At 40.5% G+C, this 18,180-nt stretch carries 19 protein-coding genes; 12 read left to right on the plus strand and 7 right to left on the minus strand.

The genetic code is table 11. From position 1 onward, the window contains the following. The first annotated feature begins 17 nt into the window (after positions 1-17). The 4 genes from ctaD to ctaG all read left to right on the plus strand — a co-directional run bounded on the left by ctaD (position 18) and on the right by ctaG (position 3,932). Positions 18-1,892 carry a cytochrome c oxidase subunit I gene (gene ctaD / locus AC1TO4_RS01575; protein WP_482103877.1) on the plus strand — a complete coding sequence of 625 codons (1,875 nt, stop codon included), beginning with the start codon at positions 18-20 and terminating at the stop codon, positions 1,890-1,892. Beyond that, positions 1,892-2,518 carry a cytochrome c oxidase subunit 3 gene (locus tag AC1TO4_RS01580; protein ID WP_482103878.1) on the plus strand — a complete coding sequence of 209 codons (627 nt, stop codon included), beginning with the start codon at positions 1,892-1,894 and terminating at the stop codon, positions 2,516-2,518. The genes ctaD and AC1TO4_RS01580 overlap by 1 nt, the downstream gene beginning before the upstream one ends. Before the next feature lies 1 nt (position 2,519). Beyond that, a complete protein-coding gene (locus AC1TO4_RS01585) occupies positions 2,520-2,867 on the plus strand; it encodes a cytochrome C oxidase subunit IV family protein (RefSeq protein WP_482103879.1) in 348 nt (115 codons plus the stop codon). Between the two features lie 141 nt (positions 2,868-3,008). After that, entirely contained in the window at positions 3,009-3,932 is a 924-nt protein-coding gene (ctaG, locus tag AC1TO4_RS01590) for a cytochrome c oxidase assembly factor CtaG (RefSeq protein WP_482100327.1), read from the plus strand. 667 nt (positions 3,933-4,599) lie between these two features. On the opposite strand, the gene ytvI is transcribed toward ctaG, so the two are convergent. Together ytvI and AC1TO4_RS01600 are read right to left on the minus strand one after the other, a co-directional pair. After that, a complete protein-coding gene (gene ytvI / locus AC1TO4_RS01595) occupies positions 4,600-5,658 on the minus strand; it encodes a sporulation integral membrane protein YtvI (RefSeq protein WP_482103880.1) in 1,059 nt (352 codons plus the stop codon). A 133-nt stretch (positions 5,659-5,791) separates the two neighbouring features. Further along, positions 5,792-6,157: a YugN family protein gene (locus AC1TO4_RS01600; RefSeq protein ID WP_482103881.1), complete on the minus strand. Its 366-nt coding sequence runs from the start codon at positions 6,155-6,157 to the stop codon at positions 5,792-5,794. 231 nt (positions 6,158-6,388) lie between these two features. Between AC1TO4_RS01600 and AC1TO4_RS01605 the strand changes: the two genes are divergently transcribed. Next, positions 6,389-7,459, plus strand: coding sequence for a CAP domain-containing protein (locus tag AC1TO4_RS01605; RefSeq protein ID WP_482103882.1), 1,071 nt, complete (start codon positions 6,389-6,391; stop codon positions 7,457-7,459). 13 nt (positions 7,460-7,472) lie between these two features. Here the strand turns inward: AC1TO4_RS01605 and AC1TO4_RS01610 are convergent, their stop codons facing one another. Continuing rightward, positions 7,473-8,234 carry an amino acid kinase family protein gene (locus tag AC1TO4_RS01610; RefSeq protein WP_482103883.1) on the minus strand — a complete coding sequence of 254 codons (762 nt, stop codon included), beginning with the start codon at positions 8,232-8,234 and terminating at the stop codon, positions 7,473-7,475. 80 nt (positions 8,235-8,314) lie between these two features. On the opposite strand from AC1TO4_RS01610, the gene AC1TO4_RS01615 reads away from it, so the two are divergent. Next, positions 8,315-9,754, plus strand: a complete 1,440-nt coding sequence (locus tag AC1TO4_RS01615) for a UDP-N-acetylmuramoyl-L-alanyl-D-glutamate--2,6-diaminopimelate ligase (protein ID WP_482103884.1) — start codon at positions 8,315-8,317, stop codon at positions 9,752-9,754. A gap of 57 nt (positions 9,755-9,811) precedes the next feature. Further along, a complete protein-coding gene (locus AC1TO4_RS01620; RefSeq protein WP_482103885.1) occupies positions 9,812-10,252 on the plus strand; it encodes a YlbF/YmcA family competence regulator in 441 nt (146 codons plus the stop codon). Between the two features lie 78 nt (positions 10,253-10,330). Here the strand turns inward: AC1TO4_RS01620 and AC1TO4_RS01625 are convergent, their stop codons facing one another. Further along, positions 10,331-11,245, minus strand: a complete 915-nt coding sequence (locus AC1TO4_RS01625; RefSeq protein WP_482100334.1) for a glycerophosphodiester phosphodiesterase family protein — start codon at positions 11,243-11,245, stop codon at positions 10,331-10,333. A gap of 261 nt (positions 11,246-11,506) precedes the next feature. Here AC1TO4_RS01625 and AC1TO4_RS01630 point away from each other — a divergent pair, with 261 nt between their 5' ends. Continuing rightward, positions 11,507-11,779, plus strand: coding sequence for a YlbG family protein (locus AC1TO4_RS01630; protein WP_482100335.1), 273 nt, complete (start codon positions 11,507-11,509; stop codon positions 11,777-11,779). Positions 11,780-11,781: 2 nt separating this feature from the next. Here AC1TO4_RS01630 and AC1TO4_RS01635 read toward each other — a convergent pair whose 3' ends face one another. Further along, positions 11,782-12,177, minus strand: coding sequence for a DUF7147 family protein (locus AC1TO4_RS01635; RefSeq protein ID WP_482100336.1), 396 nt, complete (start codon positions 12,175-12,177; stop codon positions 11,782-11,784). A gap of 95 nt (positions 12,178-12,272) precedes the next feature. On the opposite strand from AC1TO4_RS01635, the gene AC1TO4_RS01640 reads away from it, so the two are divergent. The 3 genes from AC1TO4_RS01640 to coaD are packed head-to-tail and all read left to right on the plus strand — an operon-like array spanning position 12,273 to position 14,769. Beyond that, on the plus strand, positions 12,273-13,712 hold the full coding sequence (locus tag AC1TO4_RS01640) for a hypothetical protein (RefSeq protein ID WP_482103886.1): 1,440 nt from the start codon (positions 12,273-12,275) through the stop codon (positions 13,710-13,712). Beyond that, the gene (gene rsmD / locus AC1TO4_RS01645) at positions 13,709-14,266 is read left to right on the plus strand and encodes a 16S rRNA (guanine(966)-N(2))-methyltransferase RsmD (RefSeq protein WP_482103887.1); all 558 of its coding nucleotides are present in this window, start codon (positions 13,709-13,711) and stop codon (positions 14,264-14,266) included. Before AC1TO4_RS01640 ends, rsmD begins: the two co-directional genes overlap by 4 nt. Further along, positions 14,266-14,769: a pantetheine-phosphate adenylyltransferase gene (coaD, locus tag AC1TO4_RS01650; protein ID WP_482100339.1), complete on the plus strand. Its 504-nt coding sequence runs from the start codon at positions 14,266-14,268 to the stop codon at positions 14,767-14,769. Before rsmD ends, coaD begins: the two co-directional genes overlap by 1 nt. Positions 14,770-14,823: 54 nt before the next feature. Here the strand turns inward: coaD and AC1TO4_RS01655 are convergent, their stop codons facing one another. Further along, positions 14,824-15,702 carry a hypothetical protein gene (locus AC1TO4_RS01655; protein WP_482103888.1) on the minus strand — a complete coding sequence of 293 codons (879 nt, stop codon included), beginning with the start codon at positions 15,700-15,702 and terminating at the stop codon, positions 14,824-14,826. Between the two features lie 156 nt (positions 15,703-15,858). On the opposite strand from AC1TO4_RS01655, the gene AC1TO4_RS01660 reads away from it, so the two are divergent. After that, a complete protein-coding gene (locus AC1TO4_RS01660) occupies positions 15,859-16,905 on the plus strand; it encodes a SepM family pheromone-processing serine protease (protein WP_482100341.1) in 1,047 nt (348 codons plus the stop codon). A 4-nt stretch (positions 16,906-16,909) separates the two neighbouring features. Here the strand turns inward: AC1TO4_RS01660 and AC1TO4_RS01665 are convergent, their stop codons facing one another. Beyond that, positions 16,910-18,139, minus strand: coding sequence for a nucleotidyltransferase (locus AC1TO4_RS01665; protein ID WP_482103889.1), 1,230 nt, complete (start codon positions 18,137-18,139; stop codon positions 16,910-16,912). Between the last annotated feature and the right edge of the window lie 41 nt (positions 18,140-18,180).

The raw sequence follows: 18,180 nt of genomic DNA on the forward strand, positions 1-18,180 counted from the left end.
AAGAGGAGGTAAACAAATTGAGTTCAGTTGCTCAAAAAAGAGGTTTTGGCGCAACGCTGTGGGATTGGCTGACAACAGTCGACCATAAGAAGATTGGTATCCTTTATCTCCTTGGTGGAGGATTCTTCTTCGTAGTCGGCGGTATAGAAGCGATGATCATCCGTTTGCAACTTCTAACGCCAAACAACGATCTCGTCAGCGCTGGGATATTTAATCAGCTTATTACGATGCACGGAACGACGATGATTTTCCTTGCGGCCATGCCGATATTAATTGGATTCATGAACGCCGTCATGCCGCTCCAAATCGGGGCACGAGATGTCGCATTCCCATTCCTAAATTCATTAGGTTTTTGGTTGTTCATGTTTGGTGGTATATTCTTAAACGTTTCTTGGTTCATTGGTCAAGTTCCCGATGCAGGTTGGACTTCTTATGCGTCTCTCGCATTGGTATCAGAAGGACATGGTGTCGACTTTTATGCAATAGGTCTTCAAATTGCAGGTCTGGGTACGTTAATTGGGGGAATTAACTTCCTCGTCACAATTATTAACATGCGTGCTCCGGGGATGACGTACATGCGTATGCCACTTTTCACATGGACTACGTTTGTTGCATCAGCAATGATCTTGTTCGCATTCCCACCACTTACTGTAGGACTTTTCCTTCTTACGTTTGATCGAATGTTCGGAGGGAATTTCTTTGATCATACGATGGGTGGAAATACAATCATCTGGGAGCATATATTCTGGATTTTTGGTCACCCTGAAGTATATATACTGATTTTACCGGCATTCGGTATTTTCTCGGAGATTTTCTCAATCTTCTCACGCAAACGTCTCTTTGGTTATTCCGCGATGGTATTCGCTACCGTCCTTATCGGATTCCTTGGATTCATGGTTTGGGCTCACCATATGTTTACGGTTGGTCTTGGACCGACGGCGAACGCTATCTTCTCTGTAGCGACAATGGCAATTGCCATACCTACCGGAGTCAAGATATTTAACTGGCTGCTCACCATGTGGGGAGGAAGTATAAAAGTAACAACTCCGATGCTTTATGCATTAGGTTTCATCCCAACATTTGTTATGGGTGGAGTTACAGGTGTTATGCTAGGTACAGCGCCGCTTGATTACCAATTGCACGACACATACTTTGTTGTTGCTCACTTCCATTACGTAATCGTTGGAGGTACTGTTTTTGGTATACTTGCTGGTACTCATCTATACTGGCCGAAAATGTTCGGTACAATGTTGAATGAAATGCTAGGTAAAGTAACTTTTGCTTTCTTCTTTATCGGTTTCCATTTGACATTCTTGATTCAACACTGGTTAGGTTTCTGGGGAATGCCTCGTCGTGTATTTACATACATGGACGGACAAGGCTGGAACTTATCTAACTATATTAGTACCGTGGGAGCGGTATTTATGGCAATCGGGATTATAGTCTTAGTCATAAATATAGTTATCACTTCGGTTAAAAAAGTACGTGTTGCAAATGATCCATGGGGTGACGGAAGAACACTTGAATGGGCGATTGAATCACCACCGCCATTCTATAACTTCGCACAAACACCACTTGTACGTGGTCTTGACACAGTGCATATTGAAAAATTGGAAGGAAATCTGTCGGGTATTACACCGTCTGAACCAGTTCAGGACATTCATATGCCAAACGGTTCGTTCATTCCATTTTTGATGTCTTTAGGTTTGTTCATTGCAGGATTTGGTGCAATGTACCGCGTTGAAGAGTCATGGGGCTTGCCGGTTTTAATCTTTGGTTTGCTCTTTACTTTCGTATCAATGGCAATGCGTTCATTAAAAGACGATTTGGGCTTCTATGTTAAGAAAGAAGACATCTTAAAAGATTTAAAACGTAAAGGGGGCAAACAATAATGGATTTGAATAAAAAATTCACCCCTGAGACGTGGCCGGATCATCCAGAAAGAGCAACGCTTGAAGCGAAAAACAAATTTGTCGGCTTTTGGCTTTTCCTTGGCGGAGAAACGATTTTGTTTGCAACGCTCTTTGCAACTTATCTAGCTTTAAAGAACAAAGGTCCAAGTGGTTTTGAGTTTTCAACTCAAGGACTTTTTGAATTGCCGCTTGTCTTCGTTATGACGTTGCTTCTTTTAACATCATCATTGACGAGTGTTTACGCAATGTATCATTTGAGAAATTATGATTTTAAGAAAATGCAACTATGGCTCGTTATTACAGCGTTCCTTGGCCTTGGATTCTTAGGGCTTGAGGTGTATGAGTTTGTACATTACATTAAATTAGGTTTCACATTTGACAACAGTGCTTTCAGTTCGGCATTTTACGCACTTGTTGGAACGCACGGTCTCCACGTAGCGTTCGGACTTGTATGGATAACGCTGCTTGTCTATCGTAATTCTAAGCGCGGACTGAACTTGTATAACGCGACGAAATTCTATACATTCTCGTTGTACTGGCATTTCATTGACGTAGTTTGGGTATTCATCTTCACTGTAGTCTACTTGATGGGAGTGATAGGTTAATATGTCTGACATCCAAGTTTATAAAAAGTCACCAGCTGAATTTAACTTAGACCAGAGACGTGCACGTAAGTCCATGCGTAATCAGGTCATGATGTTTTCGCTTATGATTTTCATGACTATCATGTCTTTCTCAATGGTAATGGCATACCAAGCTGATGTCGCTGGATTTTCAAAGTTCTTGATTATTCCATCGCTTCTGTTATTTGCTGCAGTACAAGTCGGTTTACAATTGTATTACTTCATGCATATGAGCGAAAAAGGACATGAAGTTCCTCAAATGTTTATGTATTCTGGAGTAATCCTTTCATTCGCTGTTGTTTTAACTTTTGTAACAATCGTTTGGTGGTAATTAATAGATGTAAAAGCCTGTGGAAGATACTACCCTCCACAGGCTTTTACTATTTTAAAAAAACTGTCATAGTTCGTACATTGAGTTACAGTCCCATTCGCTTTATAATGAAGAAAGAAACTATTGAAGGAGCGATCTCAAATGCCTTTAAGCATATTTGGATTCCAGGCATTATGGAGTCCATGGTTCTTACTATTTATCATACTCGGTATGGCTTTGTATTTAGTAATGTCGACGAAAATGCGCCATCGATTTAAAGACTCGCATCCGGTTAAAAAAAGTCAGGTATTTTTATTCATGACTGGTATGATTCTGCTTTACGTCTTAAAAGGTTCACCAGTGGATTTAATGGGTCATATCCTATTTTCAATGCACATGGTACAAATGGCAGTTTTGTTACTAATCGTTGCTCCATTAATCATTATGGGTATTCCCAATTGGATGTGGAAAAAGGTTTTTGATGTCAAGATTATTGATAAGGTTTTCCGATTCTTCACTAAACCGATTCTAAGCGTACTGTTCTTTAGCGGTATGTTTTCATTCTATCATTTACCCCTTATCCTAGATAATGTGAAAATGAGCCTTATCCTTCACTCCATATTTACGATAACGCTGTTTATTGCAGCTGTATTTCTTTGGTGGCCAGTCATTAATACATTGGAAGGTCAACCAAAGCTTCATGGTTTGAAAAAGATTGGTTATATCATATTAAGTGCAATATTAATCACTCCAGCATGTTCTCTAATCATTTTCGTAGATGTACCTGTTTATGAAACCTACCAATCCGGAGAAGCTTGGTTAAAAGCGATGGCGCTATGTGTACCTGCAGGTACGCTAGCGGGGTTATCTGGGTTAGGTATTTCAGGTCCTGAGCTATTTACGAATATGCCATCATTGGTTGATCAACAACTTGGTGGTATTATCATGAAAGTAATTCAGGAAATTGTTTATGTCGGTGTCCTTGGTAGCATTTTCATTAAATGGAATAGAGAAGAACGGGAAAATGCGGACGAAATCACTGCGCAAGCACTTCGCGAACGTCAACGATTGACGATGCATGGGTAATTCACTTAATTGAGTTTTCTTTCGTAATAGGGCTTACATTTACCTTAGCTTTTTACAAAGGCGACCACCAATTTATGTGCGTATCTATAAGCAACAAAAAATAGCGAGCCTATTCTCGATTTTATTGAGAATAGGCTCGCTTTGTAAAATGTAGGAACTATTTTAGGGCACAATGGGAGAGTTGGGGTTCGGAGTGTGGATTGTAGATCGCTTGGCGCTTTGGGGATGCCTCTGGGGTAAGCCAGGATTAGCGCTTCGCATCCAGTCTCGCGGCTTCGGCGACCCCTTTGCCGCGCCTTCGCTGGGGTGTTCATTATTGAAAGTGATTTTGAGATGTATGGACTGAGATTATAATGTGATTACTATTTGATACTGATTTAATTTAAGAATGACGCACTATAGGTTGCAGATTTAATCCCAGATAGTGAAATGTGCTTTCTTAAAGAGACCATCCACAAAGCGTCGAAGCGATATTAGCAGAATCTCTGTTTCATTCCATCTATGTTTACTGTTGTTAAATGCATTCACTCGATTTATCGCATTATACTATAGGTTGCAATCAAATCCCAGGTAACGAAATGCGCTATCTAAAATAGACCATCCAGCGCAGAAGTGGTATTAGCAGGATTTCTGACACGTACCATATATAGTTTTTTTCTTCACTCTTTTAAATTCTGAAATTCATTTTGATGAACCCGGCTTCACGTGCTGTTGTAAACAATATGACTACTAATGGACCGATAAAAAATCCGAGGAAGCCGAACAACTTCAATCCGATGAACATCGCAATCAGTGTGGGGAGCGGTGCTAACCCAATTTGTGAACCCATCACCTTTGGTTCCACAATTCGCCTTATTATTAGCAGGATAACTGCTAAAATAGCCAATTGTGTCGCTGTTGCTACATCTCCACTAATGAACAGATACATCGACCAGGGTGCAAGTATAAGGATTGAACCAAGAATTGGAATGATATCAATAAACCAAATGACAAGTGACATGACAACTGCATACTTAGGAATAATCAGGAGTAGACCGACAAATGTAACCGCCAGAATGATTAAGCTGACTAATAGCTGCGCTTTCAAAAATCCAAATATAGCTGAGTTAAGCCGTGTAATCATAAACCGCACTTTTTCTGCCGTTGACGTTGTTAAGTGCCTAAACAACATTTTTCTCAATTCGGGAAGTTCAAGCATAAATAGGAATAAAGCTATGATGAAGACTGAAAAACTGACGAGGAAGTTTGGAATTTCAGCCATAAGTGACATAATTCTCTCGTAGTTCAGAAAATCGAGTATCGATTTACGAATCGATTCGAATATATTCTTAAATTCTTTTTGAACAGACATAACGACTTCATCAGGCATTCCTGAGGTATATTGTAAAAGCTTACTTTGAACGTCAATCCATACACCCGACAACGAATTGAAATAGTCAGGTGCTGCTTTCGTGAAATCAATAATTTTACCAAACAATTGAGTAACCGTGTAGTAGAGCAAAATAGTAATAATTGCGAGGGTGAACATAAAGACAGTTATGACTGATACTTTACGATTCCACTTGAACTTCTTTTCAGTCATTTTGACGATAGGTTCAATTATCAATGCTATCAGTAGCGCGAAAATGATTGGCAACGATACAGGTAGGATAATAATGGATGTCAAGGTGATGAGGATAAGACTTAGTATTATGATGAAATTACGTTTTGTTAGCCATTTTGACAACGGTCATTCCTCCAAAGTATTCGCTACTTCAATTATAACCAAGACTTAGGTGATTGAGTAGTGAAAAAGATTTGAATAATAGAGGACGAAAAAAGACCGAAGAACTTTAAGTTCTTCGGCCTCTGCAATAAAATTATTTTTTTACATTGAAAGGTTCAAGTTCAGCACTTACTGCTTTTAATGTTGCGATACAGTCCTTAATGAGACTTGCAGGGAAATGTTCTCCTTCGCCGTACTCAACGCCGTGCGGATAATAATGTTTACCCACAACTGGTTTTTTTAGAATCATAGTTGCTTCGCGTGTATCTACATCACCATCAGTTGTGTAACTGAATACGCGCAAATAGTATGTACCTTCTTTAAGCATATACTTCTTATCAAATGTCGCTCGTTCGTAGTCCCATTGTCCTGCACGGACAAGATCGTGTTTTAACATAATTTCGTCAAGTATTGATAAGTCGGTTACAATATTTTCAATGCCTGTATCCTCAATATACATAGTTTATATCCTCCTCATATATCGTCCAGCCAATTCCCTATACCTATTTATAATAGAACAAATCACTGACAGTTGCAATGACAACATTGTGTCAAGAAGTGAATGACTTAGAATTAGACGTACCTCGCTTTTTTTATCGCTTTGATGAAGTATAATGAATAGAGCAACTCATTTATGGAATCAGCTAGAAATGAAATGACTAAACTACCGATTAGGAAAGAAGGGCGAAAAATGAAAGTTCTTTGGAAAATAATACTTCTACTCATCATCGTCCTATTGGTATTTTATATTTTAGATGATGGAGTGAAAGAGAATGAACCGCTTGAATCACCAGTGAAACACGGAACGGCCATACCAATCCCCGGAAAAGGTGAAGGGGTTTCAATGAATCAGGCAACAAGACCTGAATCTGGCATATCTCAGTATGTCGGTAAAGGTGTAGATAGGCTAATCGAAAAGATTGGTGAACCGGACAGGATTGAACCATCCGATTATGGGTACGATTGGTGGATTTATGACCAGGGTGTGCAATTAATGGTCGGAGTAATAGGTGAAAAAGTGAACCAGATATACTCAGCTGATTCATCTTCTGATGTTGAACCATTTGAACTCGGTCAAGACGTAAAAGACATTTACAGGTTTACGATAGTTGAATCAGAAGTAAGTGTGCACACGGGTGAAAGTGTTTATACGTTTACATTGAATGGTGAGGATGTAAAAAATAGGTTACTCATTGCTTATGAAGGTGTCTATGCACAACTCTACTTTGACGGAATTGACGGTGAACTGGAGGCTGTGCGCTTTATAGATCCACATACACTTGTCCTCCATCAACCTTATGATATGACCTATATGGGTGAAATTGTAAGTGCGGATCATCCTTCATCCACAATGCAGATAGAAGTGGACCGTGCTATGGAACGACAACTTTATGAATTAACAAACCTTTATAGAAAAAATCATGGTATAAGTGAAGTGGAAGGCGACTATGAACTGACACAAGTTGCTAGAAAGCATAGCGAGGATATGGCGCTTGAAAATTACTTTTCCCATGAATCCCCAGTGACTGGAAATCTTGCGGATAGGTTGAAAGAAGCGGAAATTGAGCATCGTAAAGCACGTGAAAATATAGCATTTAACTATGTGGATGCGATTGAGGCGGTGCATGGTTGGCTCAATTCGCCTGCCCACCGAAGTGTATTGCTTGAAAAAGATGTAACAAATCTTGGAACAGGTGCATATGGAAAATATTATACACAAGTTTTGGTTCGTATGACTGATGAAGAAAAAAGGCAGCAGTAAATTTTATTGCTGCCTAAGGCAAAACCCATGTACCTGATTCTGTACCAGCGATACCTCTTATATATAGGGGTATCGCTGTTTTCATTGCATGGAGCGCCGCACGTTTTTGTATAATTGGTCTTTCACAATCCAGCAGGGGAATGAATTCCTCCAACTTTAGCGAGTCTAGTTTAATAGGATTTTTCGCCTCGCGTGGATCGTCGGTCATGACGCCGGGGACATCTTTAAAGAATTCTACATGAGATGCTTGGAGTGCAGCAGCAAGGGCAATGGCAGACAAATCGCTTCCGCCTCTTCCAAGTGTCATCGTCTGCCCATTCTCAGCAACTCCTTGAAAACCTGGAATGATTACACAACGGGTCATTTTTAGATTTTGTCGAATCGACGTAGTATCAATCGTACTAATCATTCCATCGCCATAGACACCCGTTGTCATTATGCCTGCCCGTGTACCATGAAGAACTGTGTTTTCTACACCAGCCTGCTCTAGCTCGGCAGACAACACCGCTGCCGCTATGAGCTCGCCACAAGATGCGACAAGGTCGCTAGCGGCTGTCGTGGGTAAAAAGGCATCCGTAAGTTGAAGTAGGCTGTCCGTTGAGTAAGGATCACCATAACGACCGATTGCAGAAACGACAATAACAATGTCGCCAAATTCATGCAATCCAGCTTTTATATGGTTAATGCAATTCAATCTCATTTTCTTGTCTTTCATTGCTATCCCACCAAATTTTTGAACGATCATAAGGCTCCCAACTTTCTTCGTGACGTTCATTGAGTTCTCTTCATACGATAAAGTATGTTCGCTCTCAATATATTCGTTTTCATAGAAAAATGTTCGGGAAGGGGAGACTGGTGCTGTTATTAACGGAGCTTCTAAAAGACTGGCCTTGTACAGTCAGCGGCGGCGAACTCAGGACTGTGGTCACGGGAATTACTGAAAACTCTTTGCAAGTAAAAAAAGGCTACATCTTTGTTGCGCGGGAAGGTGTTTATTATGATGGAGCGTCATATATTGAAAAAGCTATAAGACAAGGCGCGACGGCTATTGTTGTAGATCGAACGAATTTGACTGAAATTCCAGCCGGGACAGTTAGTATCGTTGTCCCCGATTGTAAAACTTTTATGTCGCATGCCAGTGCACGACTAGCTGGTAGTCCCGCGGAACGTATGAAGGTAATAGCTGTGACGGGAACCAATGGGAAGACTACAGTCACGCATTTCATCGGTCAATTATTGAAAGGTCTAGGGGAAAAAGCGGCTGTCATAGGGACAACAGGCATTTTTGTCGATGGTGTTTACAGTGAATATGAAGGTCCAAAAATGACAACGTTACCAGCGGAGTATCTTCATCCTTTGTTAAAAAAATGTGAAACAGAAGGTGTCACTCATATTGTTCTTGAGGCATCTTCACTAGGGTTATCCACAAATCGCTTAGATCATTGTGAAATCGATATTGGCTTATTGTTAAACGTGGGAACTGATCATTATGAGGAACATGGTGGAAAGTCATCCTACATCAATGCAAAGAAGCGCTTAATCGGAATGGCAGAAACGATGATTGTCAATCAGGATGATGAACAATGTATGGAAATGACTAAGAATAGTACGACTCCGATTATTTACTTTGGAACAACTACTTCAGCAGATGTCCGAGTACCGGAACTGAAAATGAACCCTGTCGTTCCAGGTCACTATAATCGCATGAATGCATTAGCCGCTATCAGTGCGCTCCTTGTCTTAGGTTACACTTTAGATGAGATTGTACCGCACTGTAACGCGCTTCAACTCCCAGAAGGTAGATTGCAACTAGTAGAGCGTGATGGTGTAAAGGTCTATATTGACTATGCGCATACACCTGATGCACTGGAATCAGTATTAAAGACATTATCCAATTCATGTTATGGAAAATTAATAACTGTTTTTGGTTGTGGAGGACAACGGGATAAAGGGAAACGAGCTTTGATGGGAGAACTCGCTGTTTTGTATTCATCCAGTGTTATTGTTACTTCTGATAATCCCCGAAATGAAGATCCACTGACGATTATAAGGGACATTATGGAGGGGTTTGGAGGAGATTGTTCTGCGATCGAAGCGGTACTGGATCGTAAATATGCGATTCGGAAAGCGATTTTTTGTGCGGCTCCGGGAGATGTCGTTCTAATTGCTGGGAAAGGTCATGAGAAAACGCAACACACTGCTGAAGGTATGATTCCATTTTCCGATTTTGATGAGGCAAGGCGAGCTCTTTCTGAAAAAACATTTCTGGATATTAAAGAAATGGAAATTGAATAGGTGCATGCATGCCTTTTCATCTGGTATGATAAGCAGTGAGTGGAGGGGATTATTCATATGATGACAGACGAATGGATCACCATCATTGAACATGCCGAAGAACTGACTGAAATGCTTCTCGCTTCAGAAGTGGTGGCAAGTTACCGAAAAGCTTACGATGATGTTTATTCGGATGCCGACCTGGTGAAGACGATCGAAGAGTTCACGATCATGAAGGAACGATATGAGGAAGTCCAACGATTCGGGAGATATCATCCGGATTATAATATAGTAATGAAAAATATCCGTGTTCAAAAAAGAGCACTCGATATGAATGACCGGGTAGCGGAACTCCGTTTGACCGAAAATGATGTGCAATATGTACTTGACGAAATCGGTTCCATCATTGCAAAATCGGTGTCAGATGAAGTAAAAGTTCCGGCCGGTAGCGCATTCTTTTCAGATTCTTCATGTGGTGGAAGCTGTGGAACCGGTGGAGGCTGCTCGTGTTCAGCATAAGAGGATACAGGATTTCAAGCTTTACAACAAAAGAGAGGTTGCCTGAATGTCATTGACATTCAAGCAACCTCTCTTTTGTTAGGATGAACTTACATTATCTTGCACAATTTCCATTGCAATAGTAGGGGTATCTGTTATGAAACCCGCCGCTCCTGCATGAAGGAGTTTGATAATTGAATCTTTATCAGAAACGCCTTCAAAATAAACGGGTACGTTAATGTCTGTTAGGAAGTTGATAAAACTTTCAGTTCCAAGGGGAAATACGCCGAGCTTTTCAGGAATCCGAAAAAAATCTGCACGTGGACTGTAAAGATGACCAAATTTACTTGTGAAAGCAGCATATGCTTTTTTCACTTCAATCTCACCTGCACCAGTAGCTACCCTGTTTTGAGCATACAAGTTAAACCTGTCCGTCTGTTCATCATAAGGACTTGTCACAGCTACACAGTCTTTTGCGTCTAGTTCTTCGAGTAGTCTCCAAAGTTTCGATGGCATAAGGCTGCCTTCGTACATGTCTGGCGAATCTTTAAGATTGATGGCAATCAACATATGCGGAAACTGTTGGATTAATTCTCGCAAAGTTAGGATTACCTCACCCTTACCACGATAGGGATGTTGCCCAGCATCGTCCTCAAATCGATAGCCCGCATCTGCTAATTTCAATTCGCTTAGTGTATAATCAGCAACTCTTCCAGAAAAGTCCGTAGTTCTATCTGTAAATTCGTCATGGAAGACAATAATCTCTTCGTCTTTTGTTAGCCGAATATCTACTGCAAATCCATGTACACCGAGTGCGGCTGAATTAGAAAATGCAGTTAATGTATTTTCAGGGGCTTCGGAAAGTCCTCCCCGATGAGCTAAAATAACGGGTTTATCAAAAGCGAGCGCTTTCTTACCTTCACGAGGTACTGGTTTTGCGACAACTTTAGAAGCGGCCCAAGCAGCAACTCCTGCTGCACCTACTGTAAGAGCCACATTTGTTTTTCTACCCATTCATGAACCTCCTAATAAAATAAACTGTTTATGTTTTATAGACTCAAAGCGCCATTTTGCGCCCAATGCTTATACTAATTGTAATTCAAAAAATTAACGCTGTCAGCAATATTTGATGTCTAGCTACAGGCGCCAGCCCCTCGGTTCATAAGTCGGTTCGGCTTATGCCTGTCGGAGCTGGGCGGCGCCTTTTGCTTTTCTTTTGTTGCAGCCCATTTCTCTACTATGGTATTGTATGGGTTAGGAAAAGAGGGGAAATCTATGATTGATCGTCAAGGAATCATTGTTTATCTTCATCATTTAAAACAAGCAAAATCATTTCGGAAATATGGTCACGTCCATTATATATCACGAACGATGAAGTATGTCGTTCTGTATTGCAATATGGAGGATGTCGACACGGTTATGGGTAAAATAGAACGTCTACCATCCGTGAAAAAAGTTCTTCCGTCCTATCGACCGTTTGTGAAAACGGAATTTGAAAATACTAAACCTGATAGGGCGAAAGAATACGATTATAAAACCGGTTTATAAAATTATCGTAACGGAGGAAGCAACTTGTTGATGCGAAGAATTCCAGTCGCATATTGAAAGAATAACTCAGGTTCTGCAAATTCTGAAGAGTTTTTCAACTCGATATAGACAGGTGTGCTACCAGCCTTTTCCGCTGTTTCTTCAAAGAGTACTCTTCTTTTTGACTTGTCGTTATCCTTTTGTATAATTCCTTCTCTACAAATATAAACGGGCATGAACTGACTATCATTTGCGGGCTCGAAGGCTGCTGCAAGAGAAAGTGCATGGCCTAAAGGCGTTTCTGAGGATAAGATGAACGTCTTATGCAGACGGCCTCTATTTGTATTGATCAACTCGCATAATTCATACACATCTCCATAACCCTGACCAAGCTCTATGAATCGCTGATTAAGTATCATAATCACCACTACCTTTCCAAATACGTAAATCTAGACTTATCATACCATTATGGATGCACGGGCGCATTCATCAATTCATTCTGCGGGGTGTAGATTTGAAAATTATTGCAAGAACTATACTCGTTCTGCTAAGTGTGAATGGTCTTCTCGTTTATATGCATTATTATCTATCGGCAGGTGCGAATTCAGAAGAAACGAAGGCTTCAACTTATTCACAAGAGATTGAAGTAATCAATCGTTCGGATGTACTCGTAGTTCGTCATAACTTTAGTGGTTTATCAAATAAACGGCATGAAATTATTTGGCCAGAAGAAAGTGTTAATCGTACATGTTATCTATCAGACGCAATGTCATGTAATCGGTTAGACGAAAACACCACAGCCTTTCTTGAAGGGGAAAATGACAGACAGTCCATTTCCTATGAAATACCCAAAAAAGGCCAAATGAAAAAGAATGCCTTGTTCAAAGAACCATTTACTGCGCTCTACGGCTCTTCGGTATCGTTCACATTATTTCATATGACCGATGAAACTGGGATTGGTGGATTATGGGTGAATGGTCTCGAGCGCGTAGGCACAAAAGAAATGACGTCTATTGATTATGCATTATACCGAGGATCTGGCGGGGTTACGGATTTATATTGGCAGAAAAATAGATTGCCTCTTCTCTACGCGGGGGATAGGTTGTCTGTTTTTGGAAAAGGCGTTGATGTTAAGAGGCTTGGTGATGTGGATTTAGCTCTTAAATCGATTGATGCAGACCACTCGACGGTTGTAATTGACAACACTAACCCAACTGTTCACTCCACAAGGTTCGTTATTTCAGAAAATACAGATGCAGAAAAAGTATCAGACCGCTTTCTGACGGCAGCGATGTATAATCGATTTATCATTCCGGATAAAGAACGTCTGACAGCTGAATTGGCGGCTTCAATTCTTTCGGGAAAGGCCGCGGGTTCGATTACATCACGTAAACTGTATCAGACCCTAAGTGAATCGATGAGCGCCGTAAAACTCGAAACATTTAAAGGACTTCTAAAGGACAGGGTGGGACAAGAAATCGATGCAACCGTTTTGGATAGGCTTGCTGGTAAGGCAACAGGATTTAAGATATCTTATTTCAATAAGAATATTGAAGAAAGTGTATCGAGTTATCCGTTCTTAGTAGAAGATTCGCGTAAGATCTATTTTGAAGGTAGCGCTTTTTCAGACATTCAAATCATTTTGAAGGACGAAAAAACCCTCTATCCCGCTAAAAAGATATTAAGTCTCGCAGGTTATAAAGTTACTTCGAATGATAGATCCATTTATATTGAAAATGAAATTAGAAAATTCAGGTTTCCGAAGAATGATCTTTTTTACGTTTATAATGAACATAAATATGATTTCGTAACGATGCCTTTTGAAGTGCGGGAAGACGATTTTTATTTCGAGGAAAATTGGTTTAAACGATTGTTCCTTCTCAGTATCGAGAAAACGGCAGACACAATCGATATCACCAGAATTTCGACACTGCTAGAGGAGGAAGACAATTGAGAATTATTGCAGGGACTAGAAAAGGTATTCCCTTGAAGTCCATTCAAGGGACAAATACACGTCCGACATCGGATAAAGTGAAAGAATCCGTATTCAACATGATTGGTCCTTACTTTGATGGTGGGATTTCCGTTGAATTGTTTGGAGGCAGCGGATCCCTTTCTTTGGAGGCATTGTCGAGGGGAATAGATAAGGCATACATATTCGAAAAAAATACTAATGCATGTGCGATGATCAAGGCCAATACGGAGAAGTGCCGGTTCACGGAAGAATTACTTATTCAACGTACAGACGCAAAAAATGCGGTTAAGCTTTTGCTGACAAAAGAAGAGAAAGTGAAACTTCTTTTTATCGATCCTCCATACGCAGAAACGAAGTTTTATAATCTCGCTCAGGAATTTTCAGAAGCAGGTCTCCTAACTGAAAATGCTGTCATAGTATGTGAACATGATAAAAAGTTCGGATTACCAGAATCGTTTGGTACGTTTCACAAAGTTAAGAGTTCAGTTTATGGAAATAGCGCTGTATCAATTTACGAGATGGAGGTTCAGTAATGTCTAGAATTGCGGTTGTTCCAGGGAGTTTTGATCCACTGACAAATGGGCATCTTGATATTATCAAGAGAGCGGCCAGGGTTTTTGGAGATGTGAGAGTTGCAGTGATGAATAATTCATCGAAGAATTCACTTTTTACCGTTGATGAACGGGTGGCACTTATAGAGGAAGTGACAGCAGTTTTCCCGAATGTGAGAGTAGACTCTTCATCAGGATTACTTGTAGACTATGCAAAAAGTATAGGTGCATCTGCTATTATACGTGGATTAAGGGCTGTTTCCGATTTTGAGTACGAAATGCAAATTACTTCAATGAACAGATACCTTGATGAAAGCATTGAAACGTTTTTCATCATGACAAACAATCAGTATTCATTCCTCAGTTCGAGTATGGTTAAAGAGGCAGCAAAATACGGCGGTTCCATTACGGGACTTGTGCCAATTCAAGTTGAAAAAGCATTGAAAACAAAGTACGAAGCATTGAAAATAAAGTACGAAGCATAATTAAGTAATCAATGGTTATGATGAAATTATTATTTCATCATAACCATTTTGTGTTTAATACAAGAAATAGAAAATAATGGGAACTAGAATAACACTCCAGAATCGCCCAATAACGTATGGGGTCATTGAAAGGGAGCTTGACTTCGCGATTACAAAAACTTGCATGTGGATACTCAAACCATTCATGGAAATAATTGCTGCAATGAGAAATGGGAAAATGGGAAAACCATAAAAATGATCTGTTGCAGCTTGGACGCCTGATGTCATTTCAAAAATGGCCAATGCAAAGGTTTTTGCAATTCCCATCTCCACAGTAAATGCGGAAGTGAAAACGGTCGATAAAACAGTCCCAAGTGAGGAAAAGAAAATTACCGTAGTTGCGACGAGAACAATGATTGTAGAGCTTTCTTTAATAGCGTCAAGGAGGGGCATTCCTATAACTTTTTTTGGTAAATCTGTAGGTGGGATACCTGAATCGTCGCCTTGTATCCGAAAAATGAGTGCTAGTAGAAAAAATGAGACATTTGCGATGTGAATGGCTATTAGCAATTTCCAACCGGAACTGATGTCACCAAAAAGTTCAGTTCCAACGAAACCAATGATAAACATCGGTCCAGGTGCATGACATATAGCTAAGAGTAAAGCGCTTTGCTTTTTCGATAGTTCGCCGTTCTTCATCATTTCAGTTACCGTTACGGCACCGACTGGGAAACCTCCGAAAGACCCCAGCACATATGCTTTCAAAAACCGTCTCCACTTTGGTACCTTTTTTGAATGGCTAGGCATTTTTAAAAGCCATTGTGTCAAAATAATGTAGGGTAGTAAATACGGAAGTAGCGCATGGATAAATAACTGTGCACCGGCTACTGCCCCAGCGTGCGCTGTTCCCGGTTGCCAGATAAACAGTATGATTAATCCCCAAACAACAGTCAAATTTATAACTTGATAAAGGCGTACATGCTTTTCATCGATTATGTACTACGCTCCTTTTTGCTCTATTTATGAACAAAGGTTTTGCAAGTCTTTTTTTGGTGCTACACTTATATATATGTAATGGAAGTACAGGCTATTAACGGAGGTGTACGTAAATTGAAGAAGAAACGGTTCGGTTTAATCGGGGTAATGCTGGTAATTATAGCTATTTTGTTCATATATCCACTTGATTCTTATATTTCATCTCCGGGTGGTGCATATGACTTGGATCCACTTGTTGAGGTTGTAGGTGGAGATAAAGATGATGAAGGTACGTTTAGTCTTATGACGATTTCAGTGGCAAAAGCGACACCTGCTTCGTACGTCTTATCAAAATTTACGGATAACAGAAAGCTTCTTCCGGCGGAGAATGTTAGAAGAGAAGGCGAAAATGACAAGGAATATAACATTCGACAGAAGAAACTGATGACAGGTTCTCAATTCAATGCCATTACGGTTGCTTTTGATAAAGCTGAACTTCCTGTTGACATCCAATTTGATGGTGTTTTCGTTATGTCGGTTCTCGAAAAAGGAGCGGCAGATGGCATTTTGGAATTAGGAGATAAAATCCGTGAGGTTGATGGTGTGAAACTGAAGGAGTCGGGAGAGTTCTTTACGTTAATTGGTGAAAAGAAATTAGGCGATGAAGTAGCGATTTCATTGGAAAGGGACAAAAAGATGCTAGATGTCACATTGACGTTAAAAGAAATTCCGGATAGTGACGGACGTGCAGGACTTGGTGTTCGTTTTGAAGAAGATCGGACACTTACAACCAATCCGGAAATCGATTTCAAAACGTCTAATATCGGAGGACCTTCAGCAGGACTGATGTTCACACTTGAAATCATGAATCAGTTGCTCGATGAAGATATGACGAAGGGTTATAATATCGCCGGAACGGGAGAGATGCTAGAAGATGGAACCGTGGGCAGAATTGGAGGAGCTGACTTTAAAGTCATTGCAGCATCCCGTGAAGATGTAGAAATATTCTTTGCGCCAGACGATGATTTGCCAGACGAAGTTAGAGAGGTAAATCCAGGGATAATGACAAATTATGAGGAAGCCGTAAAAATGGCAGAAAAAATCGGTACGAAAATGAAAATCGTACCGGTGAAAGATGTGGATGATGCACTTGAGTATTTAGCAACATTAGATGAAAAATGAACGATCACTTAATGATGATTGGGTGCGTCTTATAATCCATACCCATTTTAGAATGGAGCGTTCCTTTTCCAATTCCGAGCGCATACATATCGGATGCGTGACTATCGAAATCCAGAGAAGGATGTGAAAAGGCGGCTGCTTTGCTAACAAGAGGAAGCTTCAGCCTTTTTTTATGTTCATTCAAGTAAAGTCTCCCTGCAGAAGTCATACCAAGTAAGCGGAGATAGGCAGGCGCTTTCATTTCGCTGCGTAAATTATACGTGAAGCCAGTAAATATATGCGTTAACATACGTTGTAAGCGAGTCCAGGTATAGCGTTTAGATTTAATTGCACTCATAAAGCCTTCAAACGTGCCGTTAATAGCTGCAGCGCGGTACAACAGGTTCTCAATACCTTCTGTAACGTCCGCAATCTCCGCAAGACGTTTCGGTCCCTCACGTAAAATTGTGAATCGGAGCAGAGGATAGAATGACTGCCAGTTGCCGAAGAGTTGTCTCTCCTTTTTCCAACTGAGGAGGACTTCATGTGTTGAATCAGGAATAAAATCTACAACTGCATCAAGCGAATCAATTTCGAAAAAAGACTTTCTGATACCTGTTGCACTTGCAATTTGGTTTCCGACTACGGCGTCGTCATGATACTGAGCAACAATGCGTGGAATTGTTATTGCTGTCATGTTGGAACCTATAGCAGCTGCCGCTTCCATGTAATGAAAACCTAAAATATTATTTGGCTTTGAAAGGTCAGCAAGACTCCCGTCAAATGCGGAGGAATCAGCAACTGTTTGATATGCTTCATTAAGTGCTTTTGGATAACTGTTTCCACGTCCGACTGCTTCTTTAATTGTTTTTTCATAGTCCTCATTGGATTGTTGAATGAGGTGAAGACTTCTTTCAAAAGATTCAATTGCACCATCTTCACTGCCGAAGCAGAATGTACTGCACTGCGCGGCGTCCAGCAACTGTATGGCGCCGCTAGCGAAGGAAGGAGCATGAGAGGTTGCAAATGTATAAGGGAGCTCTAAAACGATGTCTACACCGTTATTCAACGCCATGTTTGCACGCGCCCATTTATCGACAAAAGCCGGTTCACCACGCTGAAGAAAATTACCGCTCATGACCGCGATGACAATATCCGAATCAGTCATTTTTTTTGCCTGCTCTGCGTGGTAAAGATGTCCATTATGAAACGGGTTATATTCGACAATAATTCCTGAGGCTTTCAAAAGTATCACTCCTTTGCTACAATGAATATTAATTATACCTATGCGGCTGA

Source organism: Sporosarcina sp. Y838, from assembly GCF_056786515.1.

What these genes read in the sequence shown, in the direction of transcription:
- AC1TO4_RS01580 (WP_482103878.1), top strand. Translation starts at nt 1,892, where the DNA reads ATGGATTTGAATAAAAAATTCACCCCTGAGACGTGGCCGGATCATCCA.
- AC1TO4_RS01585 (WP_482103879.1), top strand. Translation starts at nt 2,520, where the DNA reads ATGTCTGACATCCAAGTTTATAAAAAGTCACCAGCTGAATTTAACTTA.
- ctaG (WP_482100327.1), top strand. Translation starts at nt 3,009, where the DNA reads ATGCCTTTAAGCATATTTGGATTCCAGGCATTATGGAGTCCATGGTTC.
- AC1TO4_RS01600 (WP_482103881.1), bottom strand. Translation starts at nt 6,157, where the DNA reads ATGTATATTGAGGATACAGGCATTGAAAATATTGTAACCGACTTATCA.
- AC1TO4_RS01605 (WP_482103882.1), top strand. Translation starts at nt 6,389, where the DNA reads ATGAAAGTTCTTTGGAAAATAATACTTCTACTCATCATCGTCCTATTG.
- AC1TO4_RS01610 (WP_482103883.1), bottom strand. Translation starts at nt 8,234, where the DNA reads ATGAACGTCACGAAGAAAGTTGGGAGCCTTATGATCGTTCAAAAATTT.
- AC1TO4_RS01620 (WP_482103885.1), top strand. Translation starts at nt 9,812, where the DNA reads ATGATGACAGACGAATGGATCACCATCATTGAACATGCCGAAGAACTG.
- AC1TO4_RS01625 (WP_482100334.1), bottom strand. Translation starts at nt 11,245, where the DNA reads ATGGGTAGAAAAACAAATGTGGCTCTTACAGTAGGTGCAGCAGGAGTT.
- AC1TO4_RS01630 (WP_482100335.1), top strand. Translation starts at nt 11,507, where the DNA reads ATGATTGATCGTCAAGGAATCATTGTTTATCTTCATCATTTAAAACAA.
- AC1TO4_RS01635 (WP_482100336.1), bottom strand. Translation starts at nt 12,177, where the DNA reads ATGATACTTAATCAGCGATTCATAGAGCTTGGTCAGGGTTATGGAGAT.
- coaD (WP_482100339.1), top strand. Translation starts at nt 14,266, where the DNA reads ATGTCTAGAATTGCGGTTGTTCCAGGGAGTTTTGATCCACTGACAAAT.